The sequence below is a fragment of the Pseudomonas sp. A39 genome (genome assembly GCF_058145955.1).
Genome location: NZ_JBYVMD010000004.1, coordinates 51,768 through 68,778, shown reverse-complemented (window position 1 = coordinate 68,778; position 17,011 = coordinate 51,768). Strand labels below are relative to the sequence as shown.

At 62.2% G+C, this 17,011-nt stretch carries 14 protein-coding genes; 8 read left to right on the top strand and 6 right to left on the bottom strand.

The features are described from left to right. Window positions 1-519 precede the first annotated feature (519 nt). Window positions 520-2,157, bottom strand: coding sequence for an AMP-binding protein (locus AC3ZU9_RS04285; RefSeq protein ID WP_490090351.1), 1,638 nt, complete (start codon window positions 2,155-2,157; stop codon window positions 520-522). Window positions 2,158-2,306: 149 nt separating this feature from the next. On the opposite strand from AC3ZU9_RS04285, the gene AC3ZU9_RS04280 reads away from it, so the two are divergent. From AC3ZU9_RS04280 to AC3ZU9_RS04265, 4 genes are read left to right on the top strand one after another with little or no spacing between them, the layout of a single operon-like run. Next, the gene (locus AC3ZU9_RS04280; RefSeq protein WP_043205557.1) at window positions 2,307-3,470 is read left to right on the top strand and encodes an isovaleryl-CoA dehydrogenase; all 1,164 of its coding nucleotides are present in this window, start codon (window positions 2,307-2,309) and stop codon (window positions 3,468-3,470) included. 11 nt (window positions 3,471-3,481) lie between these two features. After that, window positions 3,482-5,089, top strand: a complete 1,608-nt coding sequence (locus AC3ZU9_RS04275; RefSeq protein WP_046035553.1) for a carboxyl transferase domain-containing protein — start codon at window positions 3,482-3,484, stop codon at window positions 5,087-5,089. Window positions 5,090-5,104: 15 nt separating this feature from the next. After that, window positions 5,105-5,911 (top strand): gamma-carboxygeranoyl-CoA hydratase, encoded by an 807-nt coding sequence (locus tag AC3ZU9_RS04270; protein WP_046035554.1) that lies wholly within the window; start codon window positions 5,105-5,107, stop codon window positions 5,909-5,911. Continuing rightward, entirely contained in the window at window positions 5,908-7,833 is a 1,926-nt protein-coding gene (locus AC3ZU9_RS04265; RefSeq protein ID WP_490090350.1) for an acetyl/propionyl/methylcrotonyl-CoA carboxylase subunit alpha, read from the top strand. Before AC3ZU9_RS04270 ends, AC3ZU9_RS04265 begins: the two co-directional genes overlap by 4 nt. Here the strand turns inward: AC3ZU9_RS04265 and AC3ZU9_RS04260 are convergent. Further along, window positions 7,830-8,462, bottom strand: coding sequence for a LexA family protein (locus AC3ZU9_RS04260; protein WP_093541475.1), 633 nt, complete (start codon window positions 8,460-8,462; stop codon window positions 7,830-7,832). The genes AC3ZU9_RS04265 and AC3ZU9_RS04260 overlap by 4 nt on opposite strands. A 130-nt stretch (window positions 8,463-8,592) precedes the next feature. Between AC3ZU9_RS04260 and AC3ZU9_RS04255 the strand changes: the two genes are divergently transcribed. After that, the gene (locus tag AC3ZU9_RS04255; protein ID WP_122811599.1) at window positions 8,593-8,943 is read left to right on the top strand and encodes a DUF6124 family protein; all 351 of its coding nucleotides are present in this window, start codon (window positions 8,593-8,595) and stop codon (window positions 8,941-8,943) included. Between the two features lie 466 nt (window positions 8,944-9,409). Further along, window positions 9,410-10,561 carry a M14 family metallopeptidase gene (locus AC3ZU9_RS04250; protein ID WP_043205559.1) on the top strand — a complete coding sequence of 384 codons (1,152 nt, stop codon included), beginning with the start codon at window positions 9,410-9,412 and terminating at the stop codon, window positions 10,559-10,561. 57 nt (window positions 10,562-10,618) lie between these two features. Here AC3ZU9_RS04250 and AC3ZU9_RS04245 read toward each other — a convergent pair whose 3' ends face one another. Continuing rightward, entirely contained in the window at window positions 10,619-11,164 is a 546-nt protein-coding gene (locus tag AC3ZU9_RS04245) for a cytochrome b (protein WP_046035557.1), read from the bottom strand. Next, the gene (locus tag AC3ZU9_RS04240; protein ID WP_093541471.1) at window positions 11,161-12,243 is read right to left on the bottom strand and encodes a catalase family peroxidase; all 1,083 of its coding nucleotides are present in this window, start codon (window positions 12,241-12,243) and stop codon (window positions 11,161-11,163) included. Before AC3ZU9_RS04240 ends, AC3ZU9_RS04245 begins: the two co-directional genes overlap by 4 nt. A gap of 167 nt (window positions 12,244-12,410) precedes the next feature. Between AC3ZU9_RS04240 and AC3ZU9_RS04235 the strand changes: the two genes are divergently transcribed. Both AC3ZU9_RS04235 and AC3ZU9_RS04230 read left to right on the top strand, forming a co-directional pair. Then, window positions 12,411-12,917 (top strand): sigma-70 family RNA polymerase sigma factor, encoded by a 507-nt coding sequence (locus tag AC3ZU9_RS04235; RefSeq protein ID WP_490090349.1) that lies wholly within the window; start codon window positions 12,411-12,413, stop codon window positions 12,915-12,917. Beyond that, window positions 12,914-13,651: an anti-sigma factor family protein gene (locus AC3ZU9_RS04230; RefSeq protein ID WP_490090348.1), complete on the top strand. Its 738-nt coding sequence runs from the start codon at window positions 12,914-12,916 to the stop codon at window positions 13,649-13,651. The genes AC3ZU9_RS04235 and AC3ZU9_RS04230 overlap by 4 nt, the downstream gene beginning before the upstream one ends. Here AC3ZU9_RS04230 and AC3ZU9_RS04225 read toward each other — a convergent pair. Both AC3ZU9_RS04225 and AC3ZU9_RS04220 read right to left on the bottom strand, forming a co-directional pair. Continuing rightward, the gene (locus AC3ZU9_RS04225; protein WP_046035560.1) at window positions 13,648-14,625 is read right to left on the bottom strand and encodes a Csu type fimbrial protein; all 978 of its coding nucleotides are present in this window, start codon (window positions 14,623-14,625) and stop codon (window positions 13,648-13,650) included. The two genes, AC3ZU9_RS04230 and AC3ZU9_RS04225, sit on opposite strands and share 4 nt — an antisense overlap. Further along, on the bottom strand, window positions 14,616-16,973 hold the full coding sequence (locus tag AC3ZU9_RS04220; protein ID WP_046036935.1) for a fimbria/pilus outer membrane usher protein: 2,358 nt from the start codon (window positions 16,971-16,973) through the stop codon (window positions 14,616-14,618). Before AC3ZU9_RS04220 ends, AC3ZU9_RS04225 begins: the two co-directional genes overlap by 10 nt. Window positions 16,974-17,011: the final 38 nt, after the last annotated feature.

Here is a 17,011-nt window from a genome sequence, read left to right as displayed (position 1 = left end):
AAAAATCAAACCCTTGATTTTAAAGACTTTTTAAAAGTTGGCACGGCTTCTGCTATCTCTATGGCATAACAAGAATAAAAAGCACCAAGCCTAATAAAAATAAGACGAAACGACTCTGACATAACAAAAACAACACGGCAGAGACGCAGCTAACAGATTTTTTTGGAGAAGATGTGCTTCGCTGGGTACGGCGTGCCGAAACCCGCAACCGGTTAGAGAAAAATAAAACTACCTCAGGTAGCTACCCACTGGTTGGATCGATAACGAAGAAGCAGATCAGCGCTCAAAAAAATACGTTTGCTCTTGACCCCGAATGGGGGTCGCCAAAAACAGCGGTAAAGGGTAACGGTTGCCAAAAACAACAATAGACCGCCCCTCAATAATAAAAAAAGAGCACGCAACGACAAATTAAAGGGGACCCTCGGGTCCCCTTTGTGCTTTCTGCGTTTCGTTCATGTGTTGATTCACCGCAGCCAACATGTGAGGGAGCAAGCCCCCTCCCACATGGGTTCTGTGGTGTTATTGAGACTGCGTGCGCAGCTCTTCGATGGAGATTTCGCGCATGCGGAATTTCTGGATCTTGCCCGTGACCGTCATGGGGAATGCCTCCACGAACTTGAAGTGCTTGGGCGTCTTGAAGTGCGCAATGCGGCCCTTGCACCAAGTTTGCAGCTCAAGCTCATTGGCCACATGGCCGGGATGGAACTTGATCCAGGCGACGATGGCTTCACCGTAGCGCTCATCCGGAATGCCGATGACCTGCACATCCGCCACCGCCGGGTGGGTGAAGAAAAACTCCTCCAGCTCACGCGGGTACACGTTCTCGCCGCCGCGAATGATCATGTCTTTGTTGCGCCCGGCGATGCACACGTAGCCGTGGGCGTCCATGTTCGCCAGGTCACCGGTGTGCATCCAGCCGGCGTCGTCGATGGCCTCGCGGGTGGCGTCGGGGTTGTTCCAGTAGCCGAGCATCACGCTGTAGCCACGGGTGCACAACTCGCCGATCTCGCCGCGCGCAATCGTATTGCCATCGGCGTCGATGATCTTGTTTTCCAACTGCGGCTGGGTGCGCCCGACGGTGGTCACGCGGCGTTCCAAGTCGTCATCCGCTCCGGTTTGCAAGGACACCGGGCTGGTCTCGGTCATGCCGTAGGCAATCTGCACCTCGCTCATGTGCATCTCGCTGATGACCCGGCGCATCACTTCGATGGGGCACGTGGCGCCGGCCATGATGCCGGTGCGCAGGGTGGACAGGTCAAAGTCGCCCAGGCGGGGGTGATCGAGCATGGCGATAAACATGGTGGGCACGCCGTACAGGCCGGTGGCGCGCTCCTCGGCGACGGCGGCGAGGGTCAGCAGCGGGTCGAAGCCGTCATTCGGGTAGATCATGGTGGTGCCGTGGGTGATGCAACCGAGGTTGCCCATGACCATGCCGAAGCAGTGATACAACGGCACCGGGATCACCAGGCGGTCCTGCGCGGTGAGGCCCAGGCTTTCGCCGACCATGTAGCCGTTATTGAGGATGTTGTGATGGCTGAGGGTGGCACCTTTGGGAAAGCCCGTGGTGCCGGAGGTGTACTGGATATTCACCGGTTGATCGAAATGCAAAGCGGCCTGGCGGGCATGCAGTTGCTCGAGCGGGATGCCTGCACCGCGCGCTGCCAACTGCGACCAGGGCAGGAATCCCGGTGGCGGGTTGGGGTCGAGGCTGATCATGCCGCGCAGGTCCGGCTTCAGCGCCTGCAGCATCGCGTGGTAATCGGAAGTCTTGAACGACCCGGCACACACCAGCCACTGGCAGCCGGACTGCTTGAGCACGTAGTCCAGTTCACTGCTGCGGTAGGCCGGGTTGATATTGACCAGGATGACCCCGAGCTTGGCACTGGCGATCTGGCTGATGCACCACTCGGCGCAATTGGGCGCCCAGATACCCAGGCGGTCGCCGGCCTGCATGCCCAAGGCAAGAAAAGCGCGGGCGTGTACATCCACCGCCTCGGCCAACTGCCGCCAGGTGTAGCGAAGCTGCTGGTGGCGCACCACCAGGGCCTCGCCGTCAGGATGACGCGCAACCGTGCGATCAAAGGCCTGGCCGATGGTCATGGCCAGCAAGGCTTTGTCCTGAGGGCCACGGCTGTAGCTCTGATTCGATTGATCCATAACGACCCCTGTTGTCTTTTTTGTAGGTTGACGTAAACGTAAACTACGATTGACAGCGCCGCAACGCAAGCTTACGTTAACGTAAAGGTGAGCGCCCTCCCCTGGCGCGCCCTCCACACAAAAACAATGCTCACATTAAGGTGCCTGTCATGAGTTACCCGTCCCTGAACTTCGCCCTCGGTGAAACCATCGACATGCTGCGCGACCAGGTGCAGTCCTTCGTGGGCAAGGAAATCGCGCCCCGCGCGGCCCAGATCGACATCGACAACCTGTTCCCCGCCGACCTGTGGCGTAAGTTCGGCGATATGGGCCTGCTGGGCATCACCGTGCCGGAAGAGTACGGCGGCGCCGGCCTGGGTTACCTGGCCCACGTGGTGGCCATGGAAGAGATCAGCCGGGGCTCGGCGTCAGTGGCGCTGTCCTACGGCGCGCATTCCAACCTGTGCGTGAACCAGATCAACCGCAACGGCAACCACGAACAAAAACTCAACTACCTGCCCAAACTCATCAGCGGCGAACACGTCGGCGCCCTGGCCATGAGTGAGCCGAATGCCGGCTCCGATGTGGTTTCGATGAAACTGCGCGCCGACAAACGCGGCGATCATTACGTGCTCAACGGCAGCAAAACCTGGATCACCAACGGCCCCGACGCCAGCACCTATGTGATCTACGCCAAGACCGACCTGGAAAAGGGCCCTCACGGCATCACCGCGTTCATTGTCGAGCGCGACTGGAAAGGCTTCAGCCGCAGCAACAAGTTCGACAAACTGGGCATGCGCGGCTCCAACACCTGCGAACTGTTTTTCGATGACGTGCAAGTGCCGCAGGAAAACATCCTCGGCGTGCTCAATGGCGGCGTCAAAGTGCTGATGAGCGGCCTCGACTACGAGCGCGTGGTGCTGTCCGGCGGCCCCACCGGGATCATGCAGGCGTGCATGGACCTGATCGTGCCCTACATCCACGACCGCAAGCAGTTCGGCCAGAGCATCGGCGAATTCCAGCTGATCCAGGGCAAGGTCGCCGACATGTACACCCAACTCAACGCCAGCCGCGCCTACCTCTACGCGGTGGCCCAGGCGTGCGAGCGTGGCGAGACCACGCGCAAGGACGCGGCCGGGGTGATCCTCTACAGCGCCGAACGCGCCACGCAAATGGCCCTTGATGCCATCCAGATCCTGGGCGGCAATGGCTATATCAATGAATTCCCGGCCGGGCGCCTGCTGCGTGACGCCAAATTGTATGAGATCGGCGCCGGCACCAGTGAGATCCGCCGGATGCTGATCGGTCGCGAACTCTTCAACGAAACCCGCTGAAGGAGCGCACCATGGCCACCTTGCACAGCCAGCTCAACCCCCGCTCGGCGGAGTTTGCCGCCAACAGCGCGGCGATGCGCCAACAGGTCGACGCCCTGCACACCCTGCTCGCCCACGTGCAACAAGGCGGCGGCGCCAAGGCCCAGGAGCGGCACACCTCGCGCGGCAAACTGCTGCCTCGCGAGCGCATCAATCGCTTGCTCGACCCCGGCTCGCCGTTTCTTGAACTCAGCCAACTGGCCGCCCATCAGGTGTACGGCGAAGACGTACCGGCCGCTGGGGTGATTGCCGGGATCGGCTGCGTGGAAGGCGTCGAATGCATGATCGTCGCCAACGACGCCACGGTGAAAGGCGGTTCCTACTACCCGCTCACGGTCAAAAAACACCTGCGCGCGCAGACCATTGCCGAGCAGAACCGCCTGCCGTGCATCTACCTGGTGGACTCCGGCGGCGCCAATCTGCCGCGTCAGGACGAAGTGTTTCCCGATCGCGAGCATTTCGGGCGGATCTTCTTCAACCAAGCCAACATGAGCGCCCAAGGCATCCCGCAGATCGCCGTGGTGATGGGCTCGTGCACTGCCGGTGGCGCGTATGTGCCGGCGATGGCCGACGAAGCGATCATGGTGCGCAACCAGGCCACCATCTTTCTCGCCGGCCCGCCGCTGGTGAAAGCCGCGACCGGTGAAGTGGTCAGCGCCGAAGACCTCGGCGGTGCCGATGTGCACTGCAAGGTCTCCGGCGTAGCCGACCACTATGCCGACAGCGATGAACACGCATTGGCGCTGGCCCGCCGCAGCGTGGCCAACCTCAATTGGCGCAAACAGGGCGAGTTGCTGCAACGCCCGCCCGTGGCGCCGCTGTACAGCAGCGAAGAGCTGTACGGCGTGATCCCGGCCGACGCCAAGCAGCCCTTTGATGTGCGCGAAGTGATCGCACGCCTGGTCGACGGTTCAGTGTTCGATGAGTTCAAGGCGCTGTTTGGGACCACCCTGGTGTGCGGTTTTGCGCACTTGCACGGCTACCCGATTGCGGTCCTGGCCAACAACGGGATTCTGTTCGCCGAAGCCGCGCAAAAAGGCGCGCACTTTATCGAGCTGGCCTGCCAGCGCGGCATTCCCCTGTTGTTCCTGCAGAACATCACCGGCTTCATGGTCGGCCAGAAGTACGAAGCCGGTGGCATCGCCAAGCACGGCGCCAAGCTGGTCACCGCAGTGGCCTGCGCCAAGGTGCCGAAGTTTACGGTGATCATAGGCGGCAGCTTTGGCGCGGGTAACTACGGCATGTGTGGCCGCGCCTACGACCCACGTTTCCTGTGGATGTGGCCGAATGCACGCATTGGCGTGATGGGCGCCGAGCAGGCGGCCGGTGTGCTGGTGCAGGTCAAGCGCGAGCAGGCCGAACGCGCGGGCGTGGGATTCAGCGCCGAAGAAGAGGCGGCAATCAAGCAGCCGATCCTCGACCAGTACGACACCCAGGGCCACCCCTACTATTCCAGCGCGCGCCTGTGGGATGACGGCGTGATTGACCCGTTGCAGACCCGTGACGTGCTGGCGCTGGCCTTGTCCGCCTCGCTGAATGCCCCCATCGAGCCGAGCCGCTTCGGCGTGTTCCGCATGTAAATGGAGCCGTACCCCATGAGCGATTTCAATACCCTCGAACTGATCACCGACAGCCGTGGTTTTGCCACGCTGTGGCTTAGTCGTGAAGCCAAGAACAACGCGTTCAATGCCGAGATGATCCGCGAACTGATCATCGCCCTCGACCAGGTGCAAGGCGATCCGTCCCTGCGTTTTCTGGTGCTGCGCGGGCGCGGCAAACACTTCAGCGCCGGTGCCGACCTGGCCTGGATGCAGCAATCGGCCGAGCTGGACTACCACACCAACCTGGACGATGCCCGCGAACTGGCGGAGCTGATGTACAACCTGGCCAAGCTGAAAATCCCGACCCTCGCAGTAGTGCAAGGCGCAGCCTACGGTGGCGCGCTGGGCTTGATCAGTTGCTGTGACATGGCAATTGGCGCGGATGACGCGCAGTTCTGCCTGTCGGAAGTACGCATCGGCCTGGCGCCGGCCGTGATCAGCCCGTTCGTGGTGCAAGCCATCGGCGAACGCGCGGCGCGGCGCTATGCCCTGACCGCCGAGCGCTTTGGCGGCCAACGCGCGCGGGACATCGGTTTGCTGGCAGAGAGTTACCCGATTGGCGAGCTGGACCGTCAGGTCGAACAGTGGATCGCCAACCTGCTGCACAACAGCCCGGCGGCGATGCGCGCCAGCAAGGACTTGCTGCGCGAAGTGGGCAACGGCGCCCTCACCCCGGCCTTGCGCCGCTACTGCGAAAACGCCATTGCGCGCATTCGCGTGAGCGCCGAGGGCCAGGAAGGCTTGCGCGCCTTCCTGCAAAAACGTCCACCGAGCTGGCAGCCTCAGGAGCCGCGTTCATGACAACATTGACGACCGTGCTGGTGGCCAACCGAGGCGAGATTGCCTGCCGGGTGATGCGCACCGCCAAGGCGATGGGCCTGACCACCGTGGCGGTGCACAGCGCCATCGACCGCGATGCGCGTCACAGTCGCGAGGCGGATATTCGTGTCGACCTGGGGGGCAGCAAGGCCACTGACAGTTACCTGCAAATCGACAAACTGATCGCCGCCGCCCAGGCCAGCGGCGCCCAGGCGATTCATCCGGGTTACGGTTTTTTGTCGGAGAACGCCGGGTTTGCCCGCGCCATTGAAGCCGCTGGCTTGATCTTCCTCGGCCCACCCGCCTCGGCGATCGATGCCATGGGCAGCAAGTCGGCGGCCAAGGCCCTGATGGAAACCGCCGGTGTGCCGCTGGTGCCGGGTTATCACGGCGAAGCTCAGGACCTGGACACCTTCCGCGCCGCCTGCGAACGCATCGGCTACCCCGTGCTGCTCAAGGCTACAGCCGGTGGCGGCGGCAAAGGCATGAAGGTGGTCGAGGACGTCAGCCAATTGGCCGAGGCGCTCGCGTCGGCCCAGCGTGAGGCGCTGTCGTCCTTCGGCAATGGGCAGATGCTGGTGGAAAAATACCTGCTCAAGCCGCGTCATGTGGAGATCCAGGTGTTTGCCGACCAGCATGGGCATTGCCTGTACCTCAATGAACGCGACTGCTCGATCCAGCGCCGCCACCAGAAGGTGGTCGAGGAAGCGCCCGCGCCGGGGTTGAGCGTTGAACAACGCAAGGCCATGGGCGAAGCTGCCGTGCGTGCAGCACAGGCCATCGGTTATGTCGGCGCCGGTACGGTGGAGTTTTTGCTGGACGCGCGCGGCGAGTTCTTCTTCATGGAGATGAACACGCGGCTGCAGGTGGAGCATCCCGTGACCGAGGCGATCACCGGACTGGATTTGGTGGCCTGGCAGATTCGTGTCGCCCAGGGCGAGGCTTTGCCGATCACCCAGGAGCAGGTGCCGCTGATCGGCCATGCAATCGAAGTGCGACTGTATGCCGAGGACCCCGCGAATGATTTCCTGCCGGCTACCGGGCATCTCGCGCTGTACCGCGAATCCACGCCAAGGCCGGGCTGCCGGGTGGACAGTGGCGTCGAGCAAGGCGACAGCGTGTCGCCCTTCTATGACCCCATGCTCGGCAAGCTGATTGCCTGGGGCGAGGACCGTGAACAGGCGCGGCTGCGGTTGCTGGGCATGCTGGATGAGTTTGCCGTGGGCGGGCTGAAGACCAACCTGGGCTTTTTGCGGCGCATTATCGGGCATCCGGCGTTCGCGGCGGCCGAGTTGGATACCGGGTTTATTCCGCGATATCAGGACGATTTGCTGCCGGCGCCCGGGGAACTGGGCGATGAATTCTGGCAAGCCGCAGGCGCGGCCTACATCCAGAGTTTGCCGCCGGGTGAAGGGCCTTGGGCGGATAAGCGTGGGTTTCGTGCTGGGTTGCCGGCCGAGGTTTCGCTGCATTTGAGCTGCAACGGCCAGGATCGGCTGGTCACTCTGGCCGCGGACGGCGCCCAGCTACGCGGCGAACAGCTGCTGATCGAGCAACAGGGCGTGCGTCGCAGCCATTTGGCGGTGCGCCATGGCCACACGGTGTATCTGCGCTGGGACGGCGAGATGCAGGCGGCAACGCTGTTCGACCCGATTGCAGCAGTCGAGGCCAACCAGTCCCACCAAGGCGGCCTTACCGCGCCGATGAACGGCAGCATCGTGCGAGTGCTGGTGGAGGTCGGACAAAACGTGGAGGCCGGCACGCCACTGGTGGTCCTGGAGGCCATGAAGATGGAACACAGTATCCGCGCGCCCCAGGCTGGAGTGGTCAAGGCGCTGTTCTGCCAGGAAGGTGAAATGGTTGCAGAAGGTTGCGCGCTGGTGGAGCTCGAAACGGCTGGCTAGAACTTCGCCGTGGCTTGAACCACCACGCCGAGGATGCGGCATTCTTCAGTGAACAGCCGTTTCGGGTAGGTGGGATTGAGCGGCACCAGGTAAAGCTGGCCGCTCTCTTCCAGCAACTGGCGGAAGGTCGCGTGTGGGCTCTCGGCCCATTGGGCGACCACCAGCTTGCCGGGCTCGGCCGCGATGGCCGGGTCTACCAGGATCATCATGCCCGCACTGACACTCAGGCCGCTGGGGGCGGTCATGGCGTCGCCTGTGACCGGCAGCCAAAAGGCGTCGCCCTGGGCGTGATAATCCGTCAGTTCGAAGCGGGACACGCCATAAGGCGCCCGTTCTTCGCGCACCTCGCACACCCCTCTCCAATCGCTGACCGGGTAGCGGTAATACGGGTTGTAGTTTTTCTCCGGTGGGGCTTCCTCGGCCCGCTCGCGGATATCCAGTGCGACTTCAAGGTACCCCAGCCCCAGCGCCGCCAGGACCCGGTTCATGTCCACCAGGCTTGGCGCCCGCCGTTTGTTGAGCCAATGGCCAACGCCGCCCTGGGACATGCCCAAGCGCTCGGCCAACTCCCCTTGTGTGACCTTGCGGTCTTCCATGTTGGTCCTGACCAACGCAATCCAGTTATCCATGGGGCTGACAATACGTCATGGAGTTTTCAGGGCAATAAACAGTTTGTAGTAATCCATAAAACGACATAAATACGATACGTACTATCATCGGACATAAGGTTTTCGACACCCATCCGGAGTACCGCCCCCCATGACGACCAGCCCCAACCTCCTGCCTGAAACCGCTGAAGACACTGAACTGCACGACCTGCGCCATAGCGGTGCCGCCAAGCGCGCGCTGGATTTTTACTTGAAAGAAGATAGTTCGGAATCATTTCCGGATGGAGCCCTATTCACCCTCAAGCCAGGCATCAGCCAGGAGGAAGCCCTGATACACGCTTCAGACCTGCTGCGCAGCGCCGCGGCCACCGCCTATGAATCAGCAAGCAGCCATCAGGGCAATCATCGTGACCTGGCGTTTTCAGTGGTGTATTTGATTGATATGGCGAAGGCGATGGTGGAGCGGTCGTTGCAGGTGCCAGTGGCTCAGGCAAACGGGTAACCGGCGCGGAAGAAAAATATTTCTATCTCACGGATAAAAACATTTGACTTGCAAATGATAATGATTATTATTGGGTTCAGCTGATCGCGAGATCAGTCGATAGACCAAGGGACCTTAGGTCGGACTCTTGGAATATCTCCTCATCAGGCTAATCACGGTTTTTGACCCGGCTCTTTGGCCGGGTCTTTTTTTTGCCGGTTTCCCCGGCATGGCTTCAGGCTAATGAAGACTGTGTGTTGCTCGATGGCGCGCATGGTAGCAAAAGACCATCGCCGAAAGAAAGTCGGTCGAGCGCTCTGGCTCACATCTTTGCGAAATAGCGCTTGAGAATCAATCTCATAGATTCTAAGCTGCGGCGGCGTCACGGATGACGCCCCCCCTTCCCCCAGCAACAATTTTGCGTCCAGCCTTTACCAGACTCCTGTGTAATATGGCGCCACAACACTCATATTCAGGCACCCAGACTATGACCGTGGCCTTGACCTCCATCAAAATCAGCACCGACTTCGACAGTGGCAATATCCAGGTACTGGATGCCCACGATGCCTATCAGTTGTTGCTGGCAATCAAACCCGACACGCGCAGCCCACACTTCCAGTGGTTCCACTTCAAGGCCGAAGGCATGCACGTGGGCCACACCCACACGTTCCGCCTGAGCAACGCGAGCAAGTCTTCCTACCCGCACGCGTGGAGCGGCTACAACGCCGTGGCCTCTTACGACCATATCAACTGGTTCCGGGTGCCTTCGCGCTTTGATGGGGAAATCCTGCACATCAGCCTCGAAACCCGCGAGAAACACGCGTGGTTTGCCTACTTCGAGCCCTACAGCCGCGAGCGCCACGACGCATTGATCGACAAGGCCCTGAGCCGTGCCGGCACGAAGCTGCTGGCCACCGGTAAAAGTGTCGAAGGCCGTGATATCCAACTGCTACGTCGCGGCAAAGGCGGCGAAGGCCGCCGCAAGATCTGGATCATCGCCCAACAGCATCCTGGCGAGCACATGGCCGAATGGTTTATGGAGGGCATCATCGAACGCCTGCAGCAGGACGGTGACGCCGAGCTGAAAAAACTGCTGAAAGTCGCCGACCTGTACCTGGTGCCCAACATGAACCCGGACGGCGCCTTCCACGGTCACCTGCGCACCAACGCCATGGGCCAGGACCTTAACCGTGCCTGGCAGAGCGCCAGCCAGGAGATCAGCCCGGAAGTGCTGTTCGTACAGCAGCAAATGGAAACGTACGGCGTCGACCTGTTCCTCGATATCCACGGTGACGAGGAAATTCCCTACGTGTTCACCGCGGGCTGCGAGGGTAACCCCGGTTATACCCCGCGCATCGAGGCGTTGGAAAAACACTTCCGCGGCCACCTGAGCGCGCTGACCCGCGACTTCCAGACCACCTACGGCTACACCCGCGACCTGCCGGGCGAAGCCAACATGACCCTGGCTTGCAACGCGGTAGGCCAACAATACGACTGCCTGTCGCTGACCCTGGAAATGCCATTCAAGGATAACGACGACGCGCCCGACCTGCACACCGGCTGGTCAGGCAAACGCTCGATGCAGTTGGGCAAGGACGTGTTGAGTACGGTCGCTGATATCGTCGACGTCCTGCGCTGAGGTTGTGGCTTGCTTGCGCGGGGCTGCTTCGCAGCCCAGCGCGAGCAAGCTCGCTCACTACAGGGAGCGTTTGGAGCCGGTCATGCTTTGCAGCACGCCATCGCGTCGGACCAACCCATGGAACAGCGCCGCCGCCAGGTGCAAGAGCACCGTCAGGAACAACAGGTAGGCGAGAAACCCGTGGGCCTTGCGCAGCACCGCGAACAGCGGCGCATTCGCCCCCACCAGCGCCGGCAACTGCACCGAACTGCTGAGCATCACCGGGTCGCCGGCCGCCGAAATCATTGCCCAACCCAGCAGCGGCAGCACCAGCATCAAGGCATACAGCACCAGGTGGGACGCCTTGGCCGCCAGCACTTGCCACAGCGGCAAGTCGGCTGGCAACGGCGGTTGGCGAGTGGAAAAACGCACCACCAACCGCACGATCACCAACGCCAGAATCGCAATACCCAGCGGCTTGTGCAGGTGAATCAACCACTCATGCCGCTCCGACACCGAAGCCGCCAGGCCCGCGCCGATAAACAGCATGGCGATGACCATCAGCGCCATCAGCCAGTGCAACAGACGCGCCAAGGGGGCGAAAAACCGGGGTTGGGCATTCATGGCTTCGACTCCTGAGGGGCGCTATGCAACGGGCTGACTTCACCGGCACGGCGCAGGTACGAGCTCGCGTACGCTGCCGAACGTGCCGCCAGCAGGGGGTCATTGGAGGCTTCAATGCCACTGGGCAAAATCAGCGGATCAAAGTTGATATCACGGCAAGCACCGTCCGCTTGCGGCTGGCTGCTTTGCAAGACCAGGGTGCCGGCGTTAATGACCTTATGCTCGCCGGTCCAGGCCTTGCTCGCATCGTCCAGCGGGTCGCCGGGGTTGGCCAGGGTCATGCTTAACTGCCAACGCAGCGGCCCGGCAGACAGGCGCTGTACCAGGTCTTTCTCGAGGAAATCACTCCCCGCTGGCGCGGTATCGCCCGGTGCGTCTTGACTCAGGGGTACGACGCCCCAACGCACGGCCTGGCGCTTGCCATCGGCACCCACCAGGTAAAACGCATTGATACCGTTGTAGGTTTCGGTCGCATAACTGGCCGAAGGCTTGGCGGTCTTGACCCATGCCAGAAACGACGCGGTCTCGGGATGGGCGGCAAAGAACGCTGGCATACTCGCCGGGTTCGGTTTGCCGGTGGCGGGCTCCGGTGCGCCGGCCTTGAGCATCTGGTAGAACGCCTCGGGCGTGCCCACCGGGAACACCGGCATGCTGTTCATGCCGGTGCGCCACTGCTGGCCGTTGGCCTGGCTGAATTGCACGGCAAAACTGCGGATCGGTACACTGCTGTCCGGCGCATAGGGGTTGCCGCTGGGCAACGCAAACCGACCGATCAGCGGGGTCTTGGCCGCGCTGAACACCTGGGCGCTGGAGTAGGCGCGGGCTTCGGCACTGCTCTCGAAATACCCCGCCACGCACACGCCCTTGGCATGGTTACGTCGGAAGCCGGGGTGCACGCCATTGTTGGTTTCCAGAGCGTTGACCAAGGTTTTCGGGCGCAGGCGCTGTGGGTCGAGGGTGCCATTGACGTAGGCAAATGCCCCCGCCACAACCGCAACCACGGCACCGATACCCGCCAGGCGCGCGATCAGGCTCGCAGTGCTCAACGGGGGACGGGGCGGTGATGAGTGATCTACCATGAAGAAACTCCAGGGCCAAAGGCCTTAGGGGTGAACATAAGGTCGGAGCATTAAGACGAACGCCGATCCGCTCTATTCCCGGGCCGTGGATTTATTTCCCAACACAGGGAATAACCGTCAACGCCGCACGTCTCTCTAGTCCCAGCGTAGTGACCCGCCAGACGCCCATGCATGAACTCGACGAACAGTTACGTGAACTCATCCCCAGGCTACGGCGCTTTGCCGTGTCCCTGACCCGTAACGCCAGCAGCGCCGACGACCTGGTGCAGTCGACCCTGGAGCGGGGGATCATCAGTTGGGCCGATAAACGCATCGAAGGCGACTTGCGCGCCTGGCTGTTCTCGATCCTCTACCGACAATTCCTCGATGCCCACCGCCGCACCCGGCGCTACGCACGCATGCTGGAGTTCTTCACCGGACGCGACGATGTGCAACCGTCGGTGGAACGCACGGTGATCGCCCAGTCGACCCTGCAAGCCTTCGATCAACTCAGCACCGAGCAGCGCGCGCTGCTGCTGTGGGTCTCCGTCGAAGGCTTCAGCTACAAGGAGGTCGCCGAGATCCTCGAGGTGCCCATCGGTACCGTGATGTCGCGCCTGTCGCGGGCACGCCAAGCCCTGCGTCAACTCAGTGATGGCGAAATTGCCAGCCCTTCCCTGCGGAGACTCAAATGATCAGCCTGCCCCCCAGCGAACGCGATTTGCATGCCTACGTCGATCATCAACTGCTGGAGAGTGATCGCCGTGTGCTGGAAACCTATTTGGCCACCCACCCGGACGTTGCGGCCCAGGTCCACGCCTGGCAGCACGATGCACAGTTGCTGCGCGCGGCATTGGGCGGTGCGCTGCAACAGCCGGCCAACCCGGACCTGGACCCGGCGCTCATCCGCCAACGCATCAAGCACCAGTCGCGTCGCCACGTCGCCACCGCAGCCGTGCTGCTGATCGCCGTCAGCCTCGGCGGCCTCGGCGGCTGGCACGCCCGTGAAGCCACCCAACCGCCCCTGCTGCCAATGGCCGACGCGATGCAGGCGTTCCGCTTGTTTGCCCAGGACGGCATCATGCCCGCCGACTACAAGGTCCAGGGCGACGGCACGATGCAGGCCTGGCTCGACCGCTACTTCAACCAGGCGCACCGCCTGCCTGACTTGAGCGCATCGGGCTTCACGCCGGTCAGCGGGCGCTTGCTCACCACCGAGCAAGGCGCGGCGGCCATGGTGCTGTACGAAGACCGGCAAGGGCGGCGCATCAGTTTCTACATCCGTCCACCGGGTCCCGAAAACGGCTTCCTGCCCCGTGGCAGCCGCAGTGCCGATGGCTTGCAGGCCCAATACTGGTCCGGCGCCGGCTACAACTATGCGGTGGTCAGCCCGGTGGGTCAGCCCACACCACCGATGCAGACGTTCTAAAAGCCCACGTCGAGTACCACGTTGTCGAGATAGGTACCCGCGGGTGGAGTGTTCTGGTCGGTGTAGACCCTGGCGTTGTAGTTGAACACCTGGCTACCGGTGCCCAGGCCGTTGCCGGGGTTGATTTCGGCGGTGGAGCTGTCGCGACGCGCTGCGCCCACGCTGCCCCAGCGGGTGGTCCCGGCGCTTTTGAAGATGTCGTAGGCCAGGTAGTTGCCGCCGGACACCATGCGCCGTCGCCCGCCCACGCTGAGCGGGTTCTGGCCGTCACTCAGGCCGACGCTGTAGGCGCTGCCTTTGGTGCAGGAAATGCTGGTCTGCCCGGTCACGGTGGAGAACCCACTGACAACCGGCGCGCTGCCAAAGCTGATATTGGGCGCGGTGATCTGGCAGTCGTTGGTGACGGTCATGCTCACGGTCAACGCTGCCGTGCCGCTGCCGATGTCGCGGCCCAGGCAGATACCTCCAATGCCGATCCCCGAGCAGTAGTTCCAGTTCCAGGCAATGTTCAAGGTCTCGGTGTACAACCCCGCAGCAACGTTGCTGCCGGTGATGCTGCTCAGGTACAGCGGGACGGTTTTTGTCCCAGGCCCCGCGATCAAACCGATGCCTTGGGCAATGCCCCCGGCTCCACCGAATTCAAATTGGGTACCTCTGGTTATCGGGAAACTGGTGCTGTTGCTGCCGTAAATCGTATAGCCGATGACATCGCCGGTTGGCCCGACCATCCCGGTGTTGGAGGAGGTGATCGTCGCGTAGAAGTGGTCGGAGGACACCAGCAGCGAAATCAACGCCGAGGCGCAGCTCAACCCTGCGTTTGCCGTCGAACTGGCCTGCGCCGCCGTGCGCACCGTCATTGAGCTGATCGAACCGAAACTCGCCGGCGTCGTGGTCACCACCGAACACAGCGCCATGGCCTGGCCCGAAAACACTACGCCCACGACACACAGCCACCCCATTCCCCTCATTGGCATACCAACGGCCCGATCAGCGGCACATCCTGTTGTTGCTCATCGATATCAAACCGCGCCTGGCAGGTACGCCCTTCGCCCAGCGTGACGTGCAGGGTGTTATGCCCCGAGAGATTTTCCAGGTACACCAGGCCATCCCAGCCGACCACCGCCTGCTGGTTGCTTTGCTCGTGCACCACCAGGCTGCCCAGGGGCAACTCCTGATGCTGGGTGTCCACCAGGGTGACGCTGGCCGCGAGTACCCGGCGCAATGGAAACTCCAGCAGGTAGCCGCTGCCACGCCGCACCGACACACGCTGTTCCACATTCGGGCTCTGCACGTTGAGCGGCAGGTTCAGCGGATCGATTTCATACTTGGCGCGGTAATACGCGCTGCTCCACGGCACCAGAAGATGGCCGTTGCGGTCGGTTTCGCCCACCAACTGGTTCTCGTAGCGCACCGGAATCCCGGCGAACCCCTGGGTACTCACCACCACAAAGGCATCGTTGATGCGGTTGGCGGCAAAGGCGTCGCCGCCCATCCACACCAGCGAGCCACTGGCATCCGCCCAACGCGTCTCGGCATCGCTGCTGCCGTATACGCCAGCCTGCAACTGCACCGATTGCAAGCGCCACGTCAGGTCGGCCTGCCGGTACGCCGGGCCAGCGCCCTGGGCATAACCGAGGTTGTAGCCTACCCCGCCTTCGCTGGGCACCGCGTGACTGTAGTTGAGGCGCTGGCGGCTGGCGCCCTCCTTGCTGCGCTCGGTGCTCAGGGCCAGGCTGCCGTTGAGATCAAACGGAATCACCAGTTGCGCCTGCATCGCCCAGTTGCTGTCGCCGATCTCACGGTTGGCCGACAGGTAGAAACTGGTGTTGCGCCACAGCGGTTTGCTCCAGCTCAGGTTGAGCAGGCGCGTGCGCGAATCGTCCGCCGCCTGCACGTCGAAATACCCCACACCCAGGCTGCCGAAACGCTCAAGGTTGAGGCTCAGGGTTACCTGCTCGCTGCGCTTGCTGAGGCTGGCGTAAGGCGTGTCGACCAGGGTCAGGTCGGCGTACGCTTCGTGTCGCTCCACCCGCTGATAGGACAGGCTGTAGCGCGTGCTGTTGTACTGATACCCCAGGCTCAGTTGCTGGCCGGTGCGGCCTTCGAACTGGCTTTGACTGACGGCCGTGTTGAGCACGCCGAAGTTGCCCAGCCGCAGGTTGCCGCCCAGGCCGCCCAGGGTCAGGTCGCTGGACGCTTCGGCATGGGTTTCCAAGGTCAGGTTGTCGGAATACCCATAACGAAAGGTGCCGCTGGCCACACCTGACCCGTAGGCAAAATCCTTCAGGGCGTACTCCCGGCGCAAGGTACCGGCGGCCACCGAGAAATCCGTCAGACCCTGTTGCAGCAACGTGCTGGTCACATAGAACGGCACGGTGGTCGAGACCTGGCGACCCAGGGCGTCGGTGGTCACCACCACGGCTTCGCCCGCTCCGTTGATAAACGGCACATTGGTCAGCGTGTAAGGCCCTGGTTGCAGCAGTGCGCTGTCGGACTTGTAGCCGTTGATAAACAGGTCCACCGACGATGGCACCGCAGCCTCACCGGCAAATTGCGGCAAAGGATAGGTCACCAGGTCCGGGCGCACCGCAAAGTCCCGCGACAGTTGCACGCCGCCCAGGCGCACCGAACTGCTCCAAGGCAAGGCGCCGCTGATCACGTCACCGGCCTCGTAGGTCAGCAGCTGCTCATCATCGGAGAAACGCCAGGTGGTGTCGTAGCGCCGGTAGCCGTTGTTGAGCGTACTGCTGCCGACCCCATCGGCCAGGGTCTGGCGGTACTGACCGGTATTGGACAAAGTGCCCCAGTTGTCGAACAGGCGCACTTCGTTCCAGGCGGCGAGGTAGCTGCCGCCTTCGTCGGTGTCGTTGAAATACAGGTCATAGTTGAGCAAGGCGCCGAAGCTGCTCATCGCCTGGGTACGCGGATAGGTGTTGCGGTTGCCGATGAATTGCGCCTGCAGCCACGACGGTGGCACATCCAGCAACAGGCGCTGTCCATGGCTGTCGTACTCGCTGTGCAGGCCGGGGATCTGGTCCAGCGCCACACTGCCACTCGGTTCACCGGGCAGCTTCATGCCCACATCCTGCAGCGCACTGGCCGGCACGTAGAGTTGCCCGGCCCGTTGATCGACCGCAATAACACGGCCGGTGTCCATCTGGTTGACCACCAACTCCAGAAACAACTGTGCATCGGCGACAGCCTCCATACTGCTCGGGGGCGGTGGCAGGTCGCCAGCCACGCCCGGAAGCGCAATTATTGCGCCGCCCAGCCCGCTTACCACCGACAGCCATATACCACGAGCCAGACCACGACTCATCATGGCGTTGTGTCCTTCAATGGACATCTCCATCCGTTTAA